Annotated in this window: 17 protein-coding genes; 10 read left to right on the forward strand and 7 right to left on the reverse strand. The window is 55.5% G+C overall.

Annotated features, from left to right (window positions below; genetic code table 11):
- Nucleotides 1-133: 133 nt before the first annotated feature.
- The 8 genes from AC0V6V_RS10795 to AC0V6V_RS10830 are packed head-to-tail and all read left to right on the forward strand — an operon-like array spanning nucleotide 134 to nucleotide 7,728.
- Complete coding sequence (locus tag AC0V6V_RS10795; protein ID WP_486166088.1) at nucleotides 134-367, forward strand: VirB3 family type IV secretion system protein; 234 nt, start codon at nucleotides 134-136, stop codon at nucleotides 365-367.
- Nucleotides 346-2,721 carry a VirB4 family type IV secretion/conjugal transfer ATPase gene (locus tag AC0V6V_RS10800; RefSeq protein WP_486165396.1) on the forward strand — a complete coding sequence of 792 codons (2,376 nt, stop codon included), beginning with the start codon at nucleotides 346-348 and terminating at the stop codon, nucleotides 2,719-2,721. Before AC0V6V_RS10795 ends, AC0V6V_RS10800 begins: the two co-directional genes overlap by 22 nt.
- Nucleotides 2,721-3,914 carry a type IV secretion system protein gene (locus AC0V6V_RS10805; RefSeq protein ID WP_486165395.1) on the forward strand — a complete coding sequence of 398 codons (1,194 nt, stop codon included), beginning with the start codon at nucleotides 2,721-2,723 and terminating at the stop codon, nucleotides 3,912-3,914. The genes AC0V6V_RS10800 and AC0V6V_RS10805 overlap by 1 nt, the downstream gene beginning before the upstream one ends.
- A complete protein-coding gene (locus tag AC0V6V_RS10810; protein ID WP_486165394.1) occupies nucleotides 3,911-4,645 on the forward strand; it encodes a VirB8 family type IV secretion system protein in 735 nt (244 codons plus the stop codon). The genes AC0V6V_RS10805 and AC0V6V_RS10810 overlap by 4 nt, the downstream gene beginning before the upstream one ends.
- Nucleotides 4,642-5,340, forward strand: a complete 699-nt coding sequence (locus tag AC0V6V_RS10815; protein WP_486165393.1) for a TrbG/VirB9 family P-type conjugative transfer protein — start codon at nucleotides 4,642-4,644, stop codon at nucleotides 5,338-5,340. Before AC0V6V_RS10810 ends, AC0V6V_RS10815 begins: the two co-directional genes overlap by 4 nt.
- Nucleotides 5,337-6,374, forward strand: coding sequence for a TrbI/VirB10 family protein (locus AC0V6V_RS10820; protein ID WP_486165392.1), 1,038 nt, complete (start codon nucleotides 5,337-5,339; stop codon nucleotides 6,372-6,374). The genes AC0V6V_RS10815 and AC0V6V_RS10820 overlap by 4 nt, the downstream gene beginning before the upstream one ends.
- Nucleotides 6,371-7,348, forward strand: a complete 978-nt coding sequence (gene virB11, locus AC0V6V_RS10825; protein ID WP_486165391.1) for a P-type DNA transfer ATPase VirB11 — start codon at nucleotides 6,371-6,373, stop codon at nucleotides 7,346-7,348. The genes AC0V6V_RS10820 and virB11 overlap by 4 nt, the downstream gene beginning before the upstream one ends.
- A gap of 5 nt (nucleotides 7,349-7,353) precedes the next feature.
- On the forward strand, nucleotides 7,354-7,728 hold the full coding sequence (locus tag AC0V6V_RS10830) for a TrbC/VirB2 family protein (protein WP_486165390.1): 375 nt from the start codon (nucleotides 7,354-7,356) through the stop codon (nucleotides 7,726-7,728).
- 326 nt (nucleotides 7,729-8,054) lie between these two features.
- Here AC0V6V_RS10830 and AC0V6V_RS10835 read toward each other — a convergent pair whose 3' ends face one another.
- From AC0V6V_RS10835 to AC0V6V_RS10855, 5 genes are all read right to left on the reverse strand, one after another.
- Entirely contained in the window at nucleotides 8,055-8,450 is a 396-nt protein-coding gene (locus AC0V6V_RS10835; protein ID WP_486165389.1) for a hypothetical protein, read from the reverse strand.
- Between the two features lie 2 nt (nucleotides 8,451-8,452).
- Entirely contained in the window at nucleotides 8,453-11,125 is a 2,673-nt protein-coding gene (locus AC0V6V_RS10840) for an RHS repeat-associated core domain-containing protein (protein ID WP_486165388.1), read from the reverse strand.
- A gap of 11 nt (nucleotides 11,126-11,136) precedes the next feature.
- Nucleotides 11,137-13,266, reverse strand: a complete 2,130-nt coding sequence (locus AC0V6V_RS10845; RefSeq protein ID WP_486165400.1) for a DUF6531 domain-containing protein — start codon at nucleotides 13,264-13,266, stop codon at nucleotides 11,137-11,139.
- Nucleotides 13,267-13,384: 118 nt separating this feature from the next.
- Nucleotides 13,385-13,645 carry a hypothetical protein gene (locus tag AC0V6V_RS10850; RefSeq protein WP_486165401.1) on the reverse strand — a complete coding sequence of 87 codons (261 nt, stop codon included), beginning with the start codon at nucleotides 13,643-13,645 and terminating at the stop codon, nucleotides 13,385-13,387.
- Nucleotides 13,646-14,030: 385 nt separating this feature from the next.
- On the reverse strand, nucleotides 14,031-14,234 hold the full coding sequence (locus AC0V6V_RS10855) for a helix-turn-helix domain-containing protein (RefSeq protein WP_486165402.1): 204 nt from the start codon (nucleotides 14,232-14,234) through the stop codon (nucleotides 14,031-14,033).
- Nucleotides 14,235-14,322: 88 nt separating this feature from the next.
- On the opposite strand from AC0V6V_RS10855, the gene AC0V6V_RS10860 reads away from it, so the two are divergent.
- Together AC0V6V_RS10860 and AC0V6V_RS10865 are read left to right on the forward strand one after the other, a co-directional pair.
- The gene (locus tag AC0V6V_RS10860) at nucleotides 14,323-14,793 is read left to right on the forward strand and encodes a hypothetical protein (protein ID WP_486165403.1); all 471 of its coding nucleotides are present in this window, start codon (nucleotides 14,323-14,325) and stop codon (nucleotides 14,791-14,793) included.
- Nucleotides 14,786-15,115 carry a hypothetical protein gene (locus AC0V6V_RS10865; RefSeq protein ID WP_486165404.1) on the forward strand — a complete coding sequence of 110 codons (330 nt, stop codon included), beginning with the start codon at nucleotides 14,786-14,788 and terminating at the stop codon, nucleotides 15,113-15,115. Before AC0V6V_RS10860 ends, AC0V6V_RS10865 begins: the two co-directional genes overlap by 8 nt.
- A 40-nt stretch (nucleotides 15,116-15,155) precedes the next feature.
- On the opposite strand, the gene AC0V6V_RS10870 is transcribed toward AC0V6V_RS10865, so the two are convergent.
- Together AC0V6V_RS10870 and AC0V6V_RS10875 are read right to left on the reverse strand one after the other, a co-directional pair.
- On the reverse strand, nucleotides 15,156-15,716 hold the full coding sequence (locus tag AC0V6V_RS10870; RefSeq protein ID WP_486166331.1) for a DUF5681 domain-containing protein: 561 nt from the start codon (nucleotides 15,714-15,716) through the stop codon (nucleotides 15,156-15,158).
- 39 nt (nucleotides 15,717-15,755) lie between these two features.
- Nucleotides 15,756-17,078, reverse strand: coding sequence for a site-specific DNA-methyltransferase (locus AC0V6V_RS10875; RefSeq protein ID WP_486165407.1), 1,323 nt, complete (start codon nucleotides 17,076-17,078; stop codon nucleotides 15,756-15,758).
- Nucleotides 17,079-17,134 lie beyond the last annotated feature (56 nt).

A 17,134-nucleotide genomic window follows, 5' to 3' on the forward strand; every position in this document is an offset into this window, starting at 1 on the left:
TCAAGCCAAACGAGTTCTCTAGTGTTGCCCAATGCTGACCGACGTGTAATCTCTCAACGGAGAACTTGGGGATTCGATTTTGTCTGAAGAACTGCGCCGCGATACGCTATTTGTGGGACTAACACGCCCGCAGATGTTTGCTGGTGTTACCTTCACCTTCTTCATCATCAACGCGATTATTGCTGTTGAGCTGTTTTTGATCTTTCGCGCGTGGTGGGTCTTGCTGGTCGCTGTTGTGATCCATGGCATTGGCATGCTCGCCTGCCTCGATGAACCGCGTATTTTTGATCTTTGGATTACGCGTGTCCGCAACTGCCCACGCGTCAAAAACTACAGTCTGTGGCGATGCAATTCCTACCGCCCCTGACCCGTGATCCGAAAGTCATTGCTCGCGAGCAGGCCGCTGGAGTCCATTTGCCCTATGCTCGGCACATTGACGATGTGACGATCGAAACGCGTGACGGCCTGCTGATGCAGACGATCCGCATTGGCGGCCTGCTGTTTGAAACCGCCGATAGTGATGAGCTGAATTATCGCAGCGGCTTGCGCGATGCGATGCTGCGCACGCTCAGCAGCTCTCGCTTTGCGATCTATCACCATGTTGTCCGGCGACGCGCCGATGCGACACTTCAGCCTGTGACCACCGACGATTTCTCAGCTCGGCTCGATGAGCGCTGGCAAGAAAAGCTGTCAGGTAAGCAGTTATACGTAAACGAGCTGTTCCTCACGATTGTCAGGCGTCCGCTTCAGGGGCGGATCGGGTTTGCGGATCGGATGCGCAATTGGTTTGGGCGCAGCGCCAATCGCAACGCTGGCAGGATAGCGGCAGAAAAACATGCGTTGGATCGTGCGCGCGAGGCGATGATGGCTGCGCTGAGCGCTTACGACCCGCGCGTTCTATCTGTTTACGATACCGACGAGGGGAAGCGCTCCGAGCAACTTGAGTTCTTATCCTGTCTTTTCAATGCTGATATGCATCCGGTGGCTCTGCCGCACGGTGACTTGGGACACTTTATCCCGTCGCGCCGGATCAGTTTTGGACAGGACAGTGTTGAACTCGCCCCAACTAGCGACTTGCCGCGACGTTTTGTTGCTCTTGTTTCAATCAAGGATTATCCGGGAGCGACCTTTCCGGGCATGTTTGACGAGCTCTATCGCCTGCCGTTTGAACTCAACGTCAGTCAGAGCTTTGCTGTGGTTGAGCGCGCGCAGGCGCTGGGCGCGATGAACCTGACGCTGCGGCGTATGCAGTCAGTAGAAGATGATGCGCTTTCGTTGCGTGACGAGCTGACCCTTGCAAAAGATGAAGTTGCTGCTGGCCGTGCGGGGTTTGGAGAGCATCACTCAACTATCGCCGTTCATGCTGATGATCTGGCAAGCCTCAATGATCATGTCGCAGAAGTTATCGCCCTTCTCGCTGATCTTGGTATCAACGCAGTGCGCGAGGATATCGCTTTAGAACCCACGTTCTGGGCGCAATTTCCGGCAAACTTTCGGTATATCGGACGGCGCGGCCTTGTCTCCACGACGAACTTTGCCGGCCTGGCAAGCCTGCACAATTTCCCCGTTGGACGCGCGCAGGGCAATCATTGGGGCGAGGCGGTAACTCTGTTTGAGACGACCGCGGCGGGGCCCTATTTCTTCAACTTTCATCAGCAAGACTTGGGCAATTTTACAGTCATCGGTCCATCTGGTTCAGGCAAAACAGTCGTTCTCAACTTTCTCTTGGCGCAGGCCCGCCGTTTCGCGCCGCGAACGATTTTCTTCGACAAGGACCGCGGGGCAGAGTTGTTTATCCGGGCAATTGGCGGGCAATATGACCGCCTCAGGCCAGATGCGGCCTCGGGTCTCAATCCGCTCCAATTGGAAGATAATCCGGCCAATCGCCAGTTCCTGATCGAATGGCTCGATTTGCTCGCAGGCAGCCCATCAAGCACAGAACTGGACCAGATTCGCGATGCGATCGAGACCAATTTTCAGCAGCCAATGGGGAAACGCAGGCTGCGCCATCTGGCTGAATTGTTCCGAGGGCATGACCGACCGCATGCCGATGATCTTTACGCGCGGCTGAGGCCGTGGTGGGGCGAAGGTGAGCGGGCTTGGTTGTTCGATAATGAGCGCGACTTAACGGATCTGTCGGCGGAAACAGTTGGGTTCGATATGACTGCTATCCTGGATGATCCAGCGGTGCGGACGCCAGCTATGTTCTACTTCTTCCACCGGGTTGAGCAGCGATTGGATGGCAGCCCAGCGATCATTGTGATCGATGAGGGTTGGAAAGCGCTCGATGATGAGGTCTTCGTTCGCCGCATCAAGGACTGGGAAAAAACCATTCGTAAACGCAACGGCGTGGTTGGGTTTGCGACACAAAGCGCGGCAGATGCGCTTGAAAGCAAGATCGCCAGTGCAATTATCGAACAGGCTGCGACGCAGATATTTATGATCAACCCCAAGGCTCGGGCCGAGGACTACATCAATGGCTTTGGCCTTAGCAGGCATGAGTTCGATCTGGTGCGCACATTACCTGACAGCTCGCACTGCTTTTTGATCAAGCACGGGCGCGAAAGCGTTGTTGCGCGGCTTGACCTTTCGGGTGAGCAAGACTTGCTGACCATCTTGTCAGGACGTGAAAGCACGGTCCGCTTGTTTGATGAGCTGGTCGGGAAAACTGGGCCAGATCCAGCCAATTGGCTCCATCTGCTGCTGGAGAAAGCGGCCTGATGGCGTGTCCACCGATCATAACCGGGGATCAGTTCCTCACCCGAACGCTGACACATATCGATTGTCAGGCGCAGGTGATCGGCAGCTACGGCTATCAAGCTCTAGGGCAGCCCGGCTCACTCGCATCCACGCTGGTCGCTGGATTGCTGACTTTGTTCATCGCCTTCTTCGCGATCCGCTTGCTGTTCGGTCCTCCACCAGGCGCGCGCGATGTAGTCTTCGATGTGCTCAAGATCGGAATTGTGCTGACGCTCGCATTCTCTTGGCCTGCGTTCCGAACGGTGGTCTATGACGTAACACTGAAAGGCCCCGGTGAGGTAGCGAGCGTGCTTCAGGAAAGCAGCGCCAATGGCAACAGCGCCAGTCTCGTGGGAAGGCTTCAATCCGCTGACAATGCGATAGTGCGGCTCACTGAGTTGGGAACTGGCAGGAACAATGCCGCCCTTATCGATAGCCAGGCTCCGGGCGGCACTTTCCAAGGCACTGCTCTAGAAGACAGGTCCGCATTCGGTACGGCGCGCCTCACTTACCTCTCTAGTGTGATCGGCTCTGTCGCTCTGCTTAGGATTGCCGCTGGGCTATTGCTTGCTCTCGCACCCGTGGTGGCGGGGCTGTACTTTTTCTCCCAATCGCGCGGCATTTTTGCAGGCTGGCTCAAAGGCCTAGTATTCACCATTAGTGGATCAATCGGAGCAACGATTGTCCTAAGCGCGCAGCTTGCTATCCTGGAGCCATGGCTGACAGACGCCGTGCGCGTGAGGGAACTTGGCTATGCCACGCCTTCAGCACCCACGGAGCTTTTCGCGATCATGCTCGCTTTCGCGATCGTGCAATTCGCTATGCTCTGGCTGCTTTCCAGAGTGGTGTTTTATCGCGGCTGGATCACCTTGCCCGATTGGCCGAAGTTTACCCAGACCAGTCAGTCAAAGGGAGCGGTATTTTCTCCGACAGCCGAACGACCCCCGGTCGAAGTGCTGCGCGCTGAACGCATCAGCAACAGCATTGAGACGTCGATAAAGCGGCAGGAACAATCAGCTGCTGATCGATATGTTCGCGGGCCTGCATTGGCCTCGCCAAATGGCACGGTTGATGGACGAGCTATCCTAGCGCAGCCGCAGCGCCTTGGCAGCACCTATCGCCGCTCGTCCGTTCGCGGTTTTCGCTCCAGCCAAAGGCGGGATAACAAATCATGACTGCCCATCAGGACATCGACCCCATCGATCTCCCAGTTGCAGACAGCTGGGCCGAGAGCGTCACGTCTGACCTTGAACGCTCCAGCAAGCGCGCATGGATCGTGGCCATCATCGCTGCCGTAATTGCGCTGCTTGAAGCAGTTGCTTTGATCTTCCTCATTCCTTTGAAGACGGTCGAACCCTACACGCTATTGGTTGATCGTCAGACTGGTAATGTGGAGGCGTTGGCACCGTTGGATGCCCAGGTGGTCACTGCGGATGCAGCGCTGACAAGGTCGTTCTTGGTTCAATATGTCATCGCGCGCGAAAGCTTCAGCGCAGACGCGCTGCAGGATGATTATCGCAAGATTTCGCTCTGGTCTGACGGAACGGTAGGGCGGCACTATCAGAGCGCCATGAACGCAGAGAACCCTGCAAGCCCGCTTGCTTACCTGCCGCGGGGTGCCACGATCCGCACAGAGGTCAAAAGCGTATCTCAACTCGCGGAAGGCCGGGCCTTGGTTCGTTTTGCGACCCAGCGAATTGACAATGGCGGTGCGCCGCAATTGGCGCAGCATTGGGCGGCCATCGTCAGCTATGAGTTCAGCGGCGCGCAAATGAGCGAAGCAGACCGCCTGATCAATCCGCTCGGCTTTCAGGTGACCAGTTACCGCCGCGATGCGGAGACCCTGCCCGAGGCAGGGATCGTCAATGGTGTGCAGCAATCACAAGTGAGTGAGGAGGCCCCATGAGAAGCACCGCTCTTGCTTGCCTCGTTTTGAGCCTCGCGTGTCCTGCGGGCGCGCAAGTCGTGCCCACACCTTCCGAGGCATCGCCGCGCATTCAAGAGGCGGAATGGCAAGAGGGGCAATCAATTCTCCTGACCGCATTGCCTCAGACGCAGCTCACCGTACTGCTTGAGCCAGGCGAGATTATTCGGCGCGCTGTTATCAGCGATGGGCAGAACTGGAGCGTGCAGATATCTTCCGATCAGGACGGCCTGTCCGTCCTGCCAGCGGTCGGCGCGCGGCCAGCAAGCCTTACTGTCGAGACCGGAACGCGCGAATATCGCTTTTCCTTGGAAACCTCTCAAAGCCTGCTCGCAGCCTATCTGGTCCGCATCGCCCCGCTGCGCGCCGTCGAAGCCGAACTCGGCCCTCAAATTGATCCGAACGCGCCTACCTACAGCTACCGCCTTCGCGGAGACAAATCGGTGAGACCATCCTCGATCATTGATGATGGTAAGAAAACCGTGATTGAATATGCTGATGGGCAGCCTCTGCCCGCTGTCTTTGCGATTGGCGCCTCCGGCGATGAGGAAGTGGTTGATGGCTATATGCGCGGCGATAAGTTCGTGATTGACCGCGTGCATGAACGCTTGGTGTTCCGCATCGACAAAGAAAAAGCCACGGCTCGCCGTCAAAACGCCGCAGATGGTGCGTCATGAGCGGGACTGCAGCGCCAGACATTGATCCGCGCGATATTAGACCGATTGTCGCAACTGGGCAGCCAAGCAATTGGGGCATGTGGGCTTTTTTCGCGGTCTTAGCGATTGGCGGGCTTGTTATCTTCAACGCACTCGCGGCCTCGCGTGAAGCAGCGGAAGCTCCCTCAGTCTTGGTGCCAAGCGAGCAGAGTGCGGGCAGGATTGCAGCGCCGCCGCCAATCGGGGTTCCGGCGCGGTTTCTAGAACCGGTCAACGCTGAACCTAGGCCCAGCGAAGTCGCTCGCCCGCCGGTGATAGTGCGCTCCTCTGCGCCATCTGCCCCTTTTACGCCGCCACCCCTTCCCTCAGTCTTTGCCCCGCCGCCTGCACCACTACCTGTGCCTGAACCGGCGGGCCCTCAAGTCGTGTTCGAGAGCCGCGGACCTTCAACGCCTGCTCCCGTTCAAGCGGCAGAAGAGGGCGCGGTTGACCGGGTAAAAGCGGGACGTTTTGAAAACCCGTCGCGCACAATTCCCCAAGGGACCGTCATCCCCGCCGTCCTTGAAACCGCACTCGATTCCACCCGTCCCGGCGGCGTGCGCGCGCTCGTCCAACGGGACGTATTGGGCTTTGATGGATCACGCGTGCTCATCCCACGCGGCAGCAGACTGTACGGCGAGTACGAGGCAAACCTTCAACCAGGGCAGAACCGCGCGCTCGTGCAATGGACCCGTCTCATCACCCCAGCTGGCGTTACCGTTGCGCTCGATTCCCCATCTTCCGATCCGCTTGGACGCGCAGGGGTGCGCGGGAAGGTCGACAGCAAATTCCTGCAACGCTTTGGTGGGGCGATCCTGCAATCAGTGCTCGATATCGGCGTGGGCATTGCTACCCGTGAGGCCAGTGACGGCGTAATCGTGGCGCTACCGGGGAGCACTCAAAGCGTTCAGATCACGGACCAGCAAGCCATCCAACCCACGCTTAAGGTCAAACATGGCACCAGCGTTTCCGTCTTCGTTGCGCGCGATCTCGACTTTTCGAGCGTCGATCCATGAGGTCAAGCGAAACGGGTTACTACCTCGACAGTTTCCTCGCGCCGCTTGCGCCCTTTCTTCAGCGGCCTGATGTCACCGACATCTGGATCAACAGTCCCGGCGAGGTTTGGACAGAGAGCATTGGAGGCGGCATCGAAAGACAGGCCGAGCCTTCGCTTGATGCCAAACTGCTAGAGCGGCTTGCGCGCCAGATCGCGGCCCACTCCTCGCAAGGGATCAGCCGATCTCAACCTTTGCTTGCTGCGACGCTGCCTGATGGCTCACGGGTGCAAGTCGCTGCCCCGCCTGCGACCAGAGGTGCGCATGCCTTCGCCATCCGCCGCCATGTGTCGGCGAGCCTATCGCTCAGCGATTGGGAAGACGCGGATGCGTTTGAAGAGATCGAAGGCGGCGCCGCAGTGCTCGCCGAAGAGCGCGAATTTCGCGCAGTGCCAGCACGCCAAGCCGCAAGCATACTGAGGCAGTCGGTAAAGGCTCGGAAGAACATATTGGTCTCAGGCGGCACATCCACCGGTAAGACGACGTTTCTGAACTCGCTGCTTGCCGAGATCTCGCCGGAGGAGCGACTGATCCTGATCGAGGATACCGCTGAACTTCAACTCGCACATGAGAACGCCGTCGGCCTAATCGCCGCTCGCGGAGAGCTAAGCGAGGCCGAAGTCTCCGCCGAGGATCTGCTTATCGCGGCGCTGCGCATGCGGCCAGACCGAATCATCCTAGGCGAGCTGCGCGGGGTGGAAGCATTCACTTTCCTGCGCGCGGTCAACACCGGCCACCCTGGTTCGATGACCACCATTCACGCCGACACGCCGCAGCGCGCCATCGAGCAGCTCGCGCTGCTGGTCCTCCAGGCAGGCTCCAAGCTCAGCCGGGAAGATGTGCGCCACTACGTGCGTGAGAGCATCGATGTGTTTGTCCAACTCGAACGTCGCGGCGGCAAACGGCGGGTCAGCCAAGTGCTGGTGGCGGAGTAAGCAGAATGGCATTTTCACCACAAAGCAGCCTGTTTGAGCCCTCGCCGAAGCCGGTGGTGGGAAGCTCCGTAGACTGGGTTAGCGATGTGATGTTTGGCGAGATCGCGCTGGGGCTATGCATGGTGGCGGTCGCGTTTTTGGGGCTGATGTTGCTCTCGGGGCGGCTGCCAGTGCGGCATGGCATGCGCACCGTGCTAGGGTGCTTTGTGCTGCTGGGCGCACCTGTGATTGCGAGCGGGTTTATACAGATGGGTGAGAGCTCGCCAGCGTATGCGACCGTAAGCCAAGTGATCGAGGCGCAGCCAGGTCTTGGCGCGCGGGGCGACCTGCCGCCTTCGGACTATGATCCCTATGCCGGGGCGTCGCTAAGGCGCGATTGATTGGCGGCGGCGCTGGAACGCCTATGCGTTTTTCAAAAGTGTGACTTTTGGCAAAAAGCGCATGATTTTTCGTGTGTTAGCCCAAGGCATGGACGCGAAAGTGTGACTTTTCGAACTGGGAGGTGCGCAGTTCGGAAGTGGCACGCGCATTTCGCTGCGGTGACGCTGTCCTATGGTGCGGGGATCGACGATTTAAAAGAGCCAGCGCTAGGCTAGCGATCACACAACAGGTAGGAAAATGTCCGAGGCAAACTGGTGTGGGAGCGGTGTAACGAGCTAATTAATGCACTGTCACCGTGATTGAAAACCGTCCGTCAAAATCCAATTCATATGGGATCAAAGCATCGCGAAGCCCTATCGACCGCGTGCGCGCCCCGCCCAAAACGGGTCGCATAAAAATATCCTTCTGATTCATTGAGGAGAAATATGTATCGGCAACCGGGCTTGCAGCAGTCCACGTCGTAATGGCTTATCTGCGCTGAAACGACAACAGCAATGGTCGTCTCATTGAGCTCACCCAATAAAACGTGATCGATGCTTATAGTCGTGACGATAGCTTCGCCCAGTCCATCAATTGATCTAATCTCAGTGGAATTCGGCGTTCCTACGACAATGTACTCGGCTTCAGCTACTTGCCTCTCAAATTCACTTCTGTGATCCTTGACAGGCTGCTGTTCATTCATGCTGGCAAAGGCTATCAAGAATAGAGAAAATCCAAACATGCTTATCTCCGCCTATTAAATAGATCGCTCAACGGCCTGCGGCTTCCTCGATGCTCATCTGGCGTTCTGGTGGGCAAACCCAATTCTCTCCGGATTTGATTCTCCATACCAATACCATCAATGAGTTCGGTGGCCGTCGCATTTGGGACAGCATGTACCGAAATCTCATGCGCCAATATTGTGCCAGGAGTCCCTTGGGTGAATTTCCCATCGGTTCCTACGTGTACAACAGATTCCCCAGAGATATTTACACTCTGATCGGTGTCAAACCCACCTATGGTGATGCCGCCGTCAGAGTTTTGCATATTCCTAGTACCCGCGGTGAAATCCGGATCAATTGCTACGGTTATGTTGTTTTCAGCGGCAATACCGGCATTCAACGAGTCGGTATATGTCAGCGACCCATTTTCATTTACTTGATCAGTGGCAACAAGAAACCCGTCATTATCAGTCTCGTACTGTGTGTATGAGACTTCGTTGATCAGACCGAGAGCCTCCGCCCGCGTTTCCTCCAGGAGTTCAATTGTTTCCCCAGTCGGATCCACCATATTTATCGGGTCATTTCCGACATATGCGTAGAGGTTGTACTGGTCTTCGTAGCCGATGGGATCGGTTTGGAGGAACCTGCCGAGGGTGGGTGAGTAGAACCGGGCTTTGTAGTAATAGAGGCCGATCTCTGGGATCCAGGCCTGGCCGGTGTATTGGAACCGCCCGGTGTTAGCCGTGCTGGGGATGCCATATTCGTCGTAGGTGTTCTTCGCGATGGTGGCACCGCGATATTCAGTTACCGCGACGATGCTGCCGCGCGGATCAGCATGCAGGAACTTGCGATAGGCGTTGGAGATCGACGCGCCTTGGTACTCAATCAGCGGATCATCTGCGCCCGGGTTTCCGCCGTGAACATAGCGCTTGGCCATAGTGCCATTGCTGAGGTATTCCGCGATCAGCGCATTGCCATCATAGAGGTAGTTAACCTGACCATATCCGGGCTTGTCTGACACAGTGCGATAAAGCCGACCCAAAGGATCGTAATACAGATTGGCCGTGTAGGTCTGATTGGCATTGGGATCGACCGTGACCACCCGCACCAAGCGGTTCTCGACATCATAGAGGTAGGTATTGGTGCCGTCAGAGGTCAGGTTGCCATTGGCATCATAGGTGAAGCTTTCTGAGCCGGCGCTTTCATATTGATTGAGCCCATTGGTCTGATAGCTGCGGTTGAGATTGACGTGACCGTCCCAGCTATAGGCATCATTGCTTTGCGTCTCTGTGCGGATTTGCGAGGCCGCATTGCGGGTGTAGTTCCAGGTGACGTCAGATGAACCATAGTGGACATCGAGATCAATCTCTTCGAGCCGCCCAACCGCATCATACTCAAAGCTGCGCATGTGATCGCTCAAAGCGTGGTATTGCCACGATAGACGATCAGGCAAACCGCGCTGGTTATACCAGAAATTGCCTAGCCAAGTGGAGCCCTGCCTGATCCCCGCAAGCCGGTTGAGCTTATCGTAATTGTAGCGGAACACGGTGCCATCAGGATGCCTGATCTCGGTCCGATTGCCGTTCGCGTCGTATTCGTAGAAGATCCGCCGCGCACCTTGGCCCATCGTGCTGTCAGTGGTGTAATCGAGCCGACCGAACCCGTCATAAGTGTTGGTTTGGCCAACACTCTCAAGCGAGTTAAAGCGGGTCTTGATCGGCAGCCCGCGCAGGTCGTACGAGTAATAGACGTCTTTCTCGTGCGCGCTGGATAGACCAGCCCTATTGGGAATGACCTTCTTGGTCATTCGATTGAGGTTGTCGTATTCGTAAGTGATGACGGAGCCATCGCGCTTGCGCAGGCTTAGACGGTTGCCATTGTCGTCATAGGTGTAAGCTTCGTAGTCGCCTGTGTTGAGCGCGCCTGCTGTGCTGAGCGCGGTGGCTGGCGTCGTATCGTTGAACGAGCTTGGCCGGGTCTTGGCCGGGAAGATCCATTGGATCTGACGATCAAAGCCGTCATAGACCATCTTTGCGCGGTTGCCGTTGGCATCCACGACCTGCTCCAGCTGACCATTATCCGTATAGGAATAGGTCGAGTCCGCGATCTCAATCGGGGTATCAACGCCCTTGCGCACCTGCAGCACCTGACCCGCTGCATCGTAGATCGTCCTGGTAATCCGGTCCGGCTCGCTCGCTCCAGGATCCTGCACACAGGCGCTGGCTGGCAGGCTGCTGTTGACCACCGGACGCATGCGCACCGCGGTGCATTCGAGGCGCCCGACATTGTCATAGCTGTATTGGGTGACCGAGACCGTGACATTGCCTACGCCGTTCACCCGTTCAAAGGTCTTGCGATTTAGCGCATCGTAGTAAGTGAGAACGAAGGATTGGAGAGTGAAGTCGCCCCACTGCGTATGGGGATCCTTGGTCTCATCTTTCCAGCTCGCAAGCTCGCCAGTCTCCTGCCTGATCACATTGCCGCGCGCATCGTAATATGTGCGCGTGGCCAGATGCTTCAGCGGCCCTCCCACACCATCGGGATCAGGCGCAATCGTGCCCACCACCCGGCCCAACGCATCATAGCGCGTGGCCGAGGTGTAATCCGATGCAGACGCCTGTGCGCTTGCCCCGTGCGGAGCCAGCAAGACTGCACCCGTTACGGCGAACGCGGCGGCTGTAAGAAGCTGCTTCATCATCCCGCCCCTCACTGACATGTCGCCAGGCCAGCCTTGGGCTGGGTCTCTGAGATCTTACGGCCGTACTCATCAATGCCGTAACACGTTCGCAGCGTTTCACCGTCCGCCGTCACCGCCATGCCAACCCGAAAGACATTGCTACCCTTGCTCGCATTGCCTTCCTGATACTCGTAGGTGGTCACCACCTTATCGCTAGCGCCCGCCGAGCAATCGCCATTGGCCAGCATCGCGCTCGTATTGCAGCTGAACTGCGAGGTCTGCACCCACACCGGCGTCGCCGCCTGAGTGTATCCGCCGCCCGCATTCTTCAACCACGCATATTTCTGAGCGTAGGTATAGCGCGTCTCTGGGCGAGGATCGCCCGGGTTCGCAGCCGGAGCACGTACCCGCGTCACACCCCCGTGCGCCGCCGCATACTCGTAATCCGTCGTGTTGCCCTCCGCATCCGTCACCGACACAGGCTTGTTGCAGGTTTTGCGTGTCGAAGAAGTGCAGGAGGAGGGATAAGAGGCGGCGCGTACGAGTGTGTTCGCACTTCTAGATTTATCTACGTTGGTTGAGCTGGTTAGATTGCCTCGATCGTCGTAGCCAAGCTCAATTTTGTTGCCTTCAGGTGAAGTTTGGGAGGTCTTTAAGCCCGCTCCGCGTGGACCGAACACATCGCCGGGATAAGTATAGGTTGCGCGGGTTATCCGACCCAGGGGATCCTCCATTCGCTCGACCTTACCCCCAGTAAGGTAGGTTTTCGTCAAATTGCCAGCCGTGTCTTCGAACTCTGTATAAGCGTAGTTGGGCTCACCTTCTTTGGGGCATTCTTCCGAGATCGGATCTTGAGAAAAATCGTTCGAGTGACTTACTCGACCAATTCCATATGTATATTGCTCACCAGTAATGAAATCCTGCCGGATGACACGCTCGGAAAGGTGCAATTCCGGATATAAGGCACCAGGAGCGCCGTTCGCGTAACTTCCATCCTGAAAGCACGTGCTGTATGCTATTTGCACTCGGCATTGGGATTGCCCAGGATCCTTTGCACAATCGACATGCCCGCCATCGTCATATTCATATGACGTTGTTTGGTTTAGTGAATTTTTCACCGAAGTAAGAGCCTGAACAGTTTGTGTTCCAGCGATCGAACCGCCTACACGGCGATATTCTAGGGCGATATCAGAGTAGTTATAAGTCACATCTAGAGCGGAGGCAGGGCAGGCGCTTGATAGATTCACGGATTCATCGGCCAAGTTTACGATGCATGCTTTGGCGATCCTTTGAACCCCGTTCGAATGCTGTACATGATCGAACATCAGAGCATATCCAGTACTGGTCACAATGCTTTGGATCAGCTGCCCGCTGTAAGTGACATCTGCACGAATTCCCTGTGGCGCCACGATGTAGGATATCTTGGGGCCACTAGGCGATGCAGCCGGATTGAACACATACAAAGTGCCATCACTATCGATGAATTCAAAATGTCCATTCCCGTTGTGATTGCTCCCACTTGGAGCTGGTTTGAATGCCAGTTCCTGATTGAAATTATGATCTTCAACCGGGATATACAGTCCTGGAATATTCTGTGCTGTTGCCGTGCCGGTTTGGCCATTGGTAAACTTGGCCGAACCATTGCCAAAATTTACGACCGTGTAGTACTCTTGAGTGATCGTATTGCAGGTCTGATCAAAATCAGGACATTGAGGATTTCCAATATCTCCCCCTAGTGGATCATTAGGTATCGGCGTGTGGGAAACACGCATAGCCCAATTGTGGGACCAACCTTGAGCATAAAAGCCCGCATAGTAACTGAAATTTCGCCCAGTGCTGCTGTTATAACTTCGCACCAAAGTAAGGCCGTCAGGGAAAGGGCCTTGGCCAATTTGAAGGTCACCGTCTTGCATGGAAAAAGCACCAGAGGTCAAATCAACGCCGCCTGGACTGGTCGTCTCAATACTTGGAGGTGGGGAGATATTCTCTTCAGACTGAGCCAATGCGTTCGTCGGAAAGCCCAATGCAGCAAGAATGGAGAGAGTACTGGCAAAGCCCAAACTTCTAATCACTGATGGAATATGCCGAGAGTGAACCTGAAGCCCACCTTCCAATTTTCCGTTCCTGCTAACTGGTTGTGCTTTTAGTTCAACGTTCATGCGTGCGGCTCGATTTGTGTGTGTGGGTTTGCGGGAGGGCATTGGAAAGCTGGCAACCAGCCACTCAAGCAGGTGAAAGGGCTTTGGATGCGCAGTTCATGCATCCAGGGCTACTCAATCAAATGCTGGGAGGAGGTGGCGGCGGAGGACAGCTTGGCTGCGAAGCGCCGCTGGCCGTCTTGTACTCTGTTCGATTGCCCGCTTTGTCGTAGCAGATCACCGCTTTTTTCTTGTCGTTGCTGCCGCCAGAGGTCTCAACCTTAATCAACCGACCAAGCGCGTCATAGGTGTAGGTCTCGGTGCTCGACTGTGCACTGGCAACATTAGCAATTGCTAGAGCCGCCAAAGACGAGGTGAAAGCGAGTGTTCGAAGCTTCACAAGATTCCCCTGTTATTTCTGCAAAGAAACCAGCACTTGAATATGACTTCGTCAAGTCAAGACGAAAATAAAATGGTGAAAGTCATGGCGCGAGCACTCCTTTTATATCCTACCCAACCCAAAATCCGAAAGTCGAACAAGCCCAAGTTCGCCGCAAAGGCTCATCTCAATCGGTTTTGAGAGGTTAGAAAATCTACAAAAAAGGTGGTCTGTAACGTGGCTTGAAAAGAGCAATCTGATTTAAATTATTGTGAAAGCGGACTTTTTTAAGGCTGAATGTGCATCTCGACCGCAGATCAGACAATCATCGTCAGACAAGAACAGCGAAGTGATCTTAGTGTTGTTTTGCTGCTTGTTTTGCCTCTTCACCAAACGATGACGAAATCTAATCGACCAGTTGACCTGCTCTCACATTCAGAGTTTTTGCCAGCCTCTCAATGATATCAATCGACGGGTTGCGAGCCGCACGTTCGAGATCGCTGATATAGGTTCGATGAATATCGGCCTGATGGGCAAACTCCTCCTGGCTCCATCCCTTTTCAAGACGGAGCTTGCGCAAATTTGCGGCGAGGCGTTGACGAATATCCACACTCGCAGTTGAGGCGCATGTCGCCGATCAATCTACAGACGATCAGTGACATTTTACTTGACTGACTTCGTATATCGAGCAGTAGTCAATGTCACTTATCGACTACACAACAGTCAGACCTAGTTTCTGTTTGGCTGCAAAGGAGGATCAGACAATGCTCGCAAATGCACTCACCGTTGCAAGTATGCTCATGGCTCAGGGCGCAACAGTTTCTGAGCCGGTACGCCTCGTCATCGAGGACCTCGAAATAGTGCTCGATGATCCGGACAGCGTAACTGACCTTGTGGTGTGTGATCCGGGGCCGTCCCGGCCTGGTAAGTCACAGCATTTCAGCGTGGTGTTTCGCGCCCGAGGACCTGAAGGCGGGCTTCAGCAGATGCTGCGCGTCTATAAGATCCGCGATGGTGTGGTGCGGCGCTCTCAGGAAGGTAACTCAGCAACTGAGTACGGCACATTGGATGCAAGTATTGACCGAGGCGCGATCCGCACCATCCGCCGAACTTGCAATAAAATCTCGGATGAACAAATTGCTCTGATCAAGGAACAGATCAATGAATAGGTCTGGAACTCGCGTATCGCTCAGCGCTGCACTCATTGCCCTAACGGCACTTTCTTCTTGCAGCTCAGGTTCTCCCCTTCCAGGTCACACCGTCGAACGCGAGCCGCTTTACGACAATAATGCGCGGGTAACGGTGCAGGTAAACGCCGACATCACCCGCACCGAATGCGAAGCACTGATCGGTGAGTATCGCTCTATCGCTGGACCGACCGGTCAGGTTGCAGTTCGAAAGCCCAGCCCCAAACTCGAAGGCCGCATGCTACCTTGGTGCGTCGACAATCAAAATGAACCTGGCGTGTTCTTCAACACCGAACTGTTCTGAATGATCAACTGATTAATCCTGAAGAACCCGAGATCTTATCTCAGGCGATCAGATGGGGATCATCATCTTTGGCCTCAGCATGACGGCGGAAATCGATATGCCCGTCTGCACCGATAAAGAACTCCCAGAGCCCCACGACTGGCTCAATAGCTTTGGGATCGACGGGTTCGACTTGCTCTCCCTCTTTGTGATCAAGGTAGGCGTAAGTGCGCTTCATGATACAAGCGTAGAGCGACAAAAATTCCATCCCCAATTGCTCAAGGTTCCCGACGCGTTCAGCCGCAATAGCCTCTTCCTCTGGTCCGTATTTGCTGAAAAGATCAAGCATTTTAAAGTACGATGCATCTGAGCCGTCTATGATGATCTTCTGCGCGCGTTTGATCATAACTTCAGATACGGGCTTGGCGAACTTACCGTCGCGGCCGGTAAGCTCAATGCGATCGCGGAACAGCTTCTTGAGTGTTCCTTCAGCACTGGAGACACCCTTGGGCCTGCCGGGGCCTCCTGGGTTGCCCTTCTTAAACTGTGTTTCGATCGCCGGGTTTTTGTGCCCCAACGGCTTAGTTGGATCATGCGGAGTGCGTTTGGGCTTTTGGGCCATGACTAGAGTCCTCGGTCTACGTGAGTGTGTGTTCGTTAATTAGTGATTGTTGCCAAGCTCGAGAAACGATGCGCCATCTTGGTCGATAGCATCGTCGCCAATTTCCTTAAGCAATCGCTCAACGGTGAGGTCGACATAGTAGGGATCGATCTCGATCCCGTAGCAGTGACGCTTGGTGCGAGCTGCAGCGAGCGCAGCCGTGCCTGAACCAAGGAAGGCATCTGCTACAAGATCACCCGCAGAGGTCGTGTCCATAATTGCATCGGCAATCATCTGGCTGTTCTTGACAGTAGGATGCATCGCAAGGTTGTCCTCGCGATCTTCGCTAAAGCCGGTACAACCGGCATACTCCCAGACATTCGTCCGAAAGCGGCCATGCTTACCGAGCTCGACATTGTTCTGGTGCGAAGCCCCACCTTTGCGGAACAAGCAGACAAGCTCATGGCGTGAGCGATAGAGGGACCCCATACCCGCAGCTGGCTTAACCCAAACGCACAGATTGATCAGGCTCTCATAAATCTTGCGCCCTTCGCGGATCATCAGTTCGACCGAGCGCCAATCGATGAATTGGTATGAGAGCGAGCCGGGGCGAGAGTGATGTTCCTGAAGCTCAAACGCCTTGGCAATGAAGCAAGCGAACTCTTCCTCGCTCATTTCGCCGGACCCTTGCGCAAACTCGCTATGCTGGCCTGAAGAGCTCACGTGCCCATTCACGGGAACATTGAACGGCATGTCGCTGATGACAACATCGGCCTCGCGACCGTTCATCAGCTCAGTCCACAGTTCAGGATCAAGCGCGCTTCCGCAAGCAATTCGAATAGGACCAATCTGCCAGATCGTGCCATGCTCGGAGATGGCGTCCCGATCACGTGAGGGAGTCGGCGGTGCTTCTTCTTCCTCTTCGTCGCCCTCGCTGCGAAACGCCTCTGCAAGCGCGTCCGCTTCACCGACTTCGAAGCCCAATGCCTCTGCGTCGAACTCCATGTCCCAGTCCATTTGGAATGCGATCTCTTCTTGCAATAGCTCGAGAGACCAATCGCCTTTCAGGGCAATGGCATTGTCCGCGACACGGTATGCCCGGCGTTCATTCCCGTCGAGATGAGGGAGAACGATGACCGGCACTGTCTTCATCCCGAGACGTTCGGCAGCGAGTATCCGGCCATGGCGTGCAATCAATTCGTGCTTGCCCGTTTGCGTATCGCCGGGCGCAACAAGAACTGGATTGTTGAAGCCGTGCTTGTTGATGCTCTTTGCCAACATCGCGATTTGTTTGTCAGGATGCTCGCGAGGATTGTCTTGGTAAGGCTCAATGTTATCGAGCAGCAGTTCGGTGATTGCGAGGATTTTGGTATTCTTCAGCATTGGGGCCTCCGGGAAATGGAAGCTTCTGATTATTCACATGCCAATCGCTAACACAA

The sequence above is a fragment of the Erythrobacter sp. S249 genome (genome assembly GCF_057364975.1).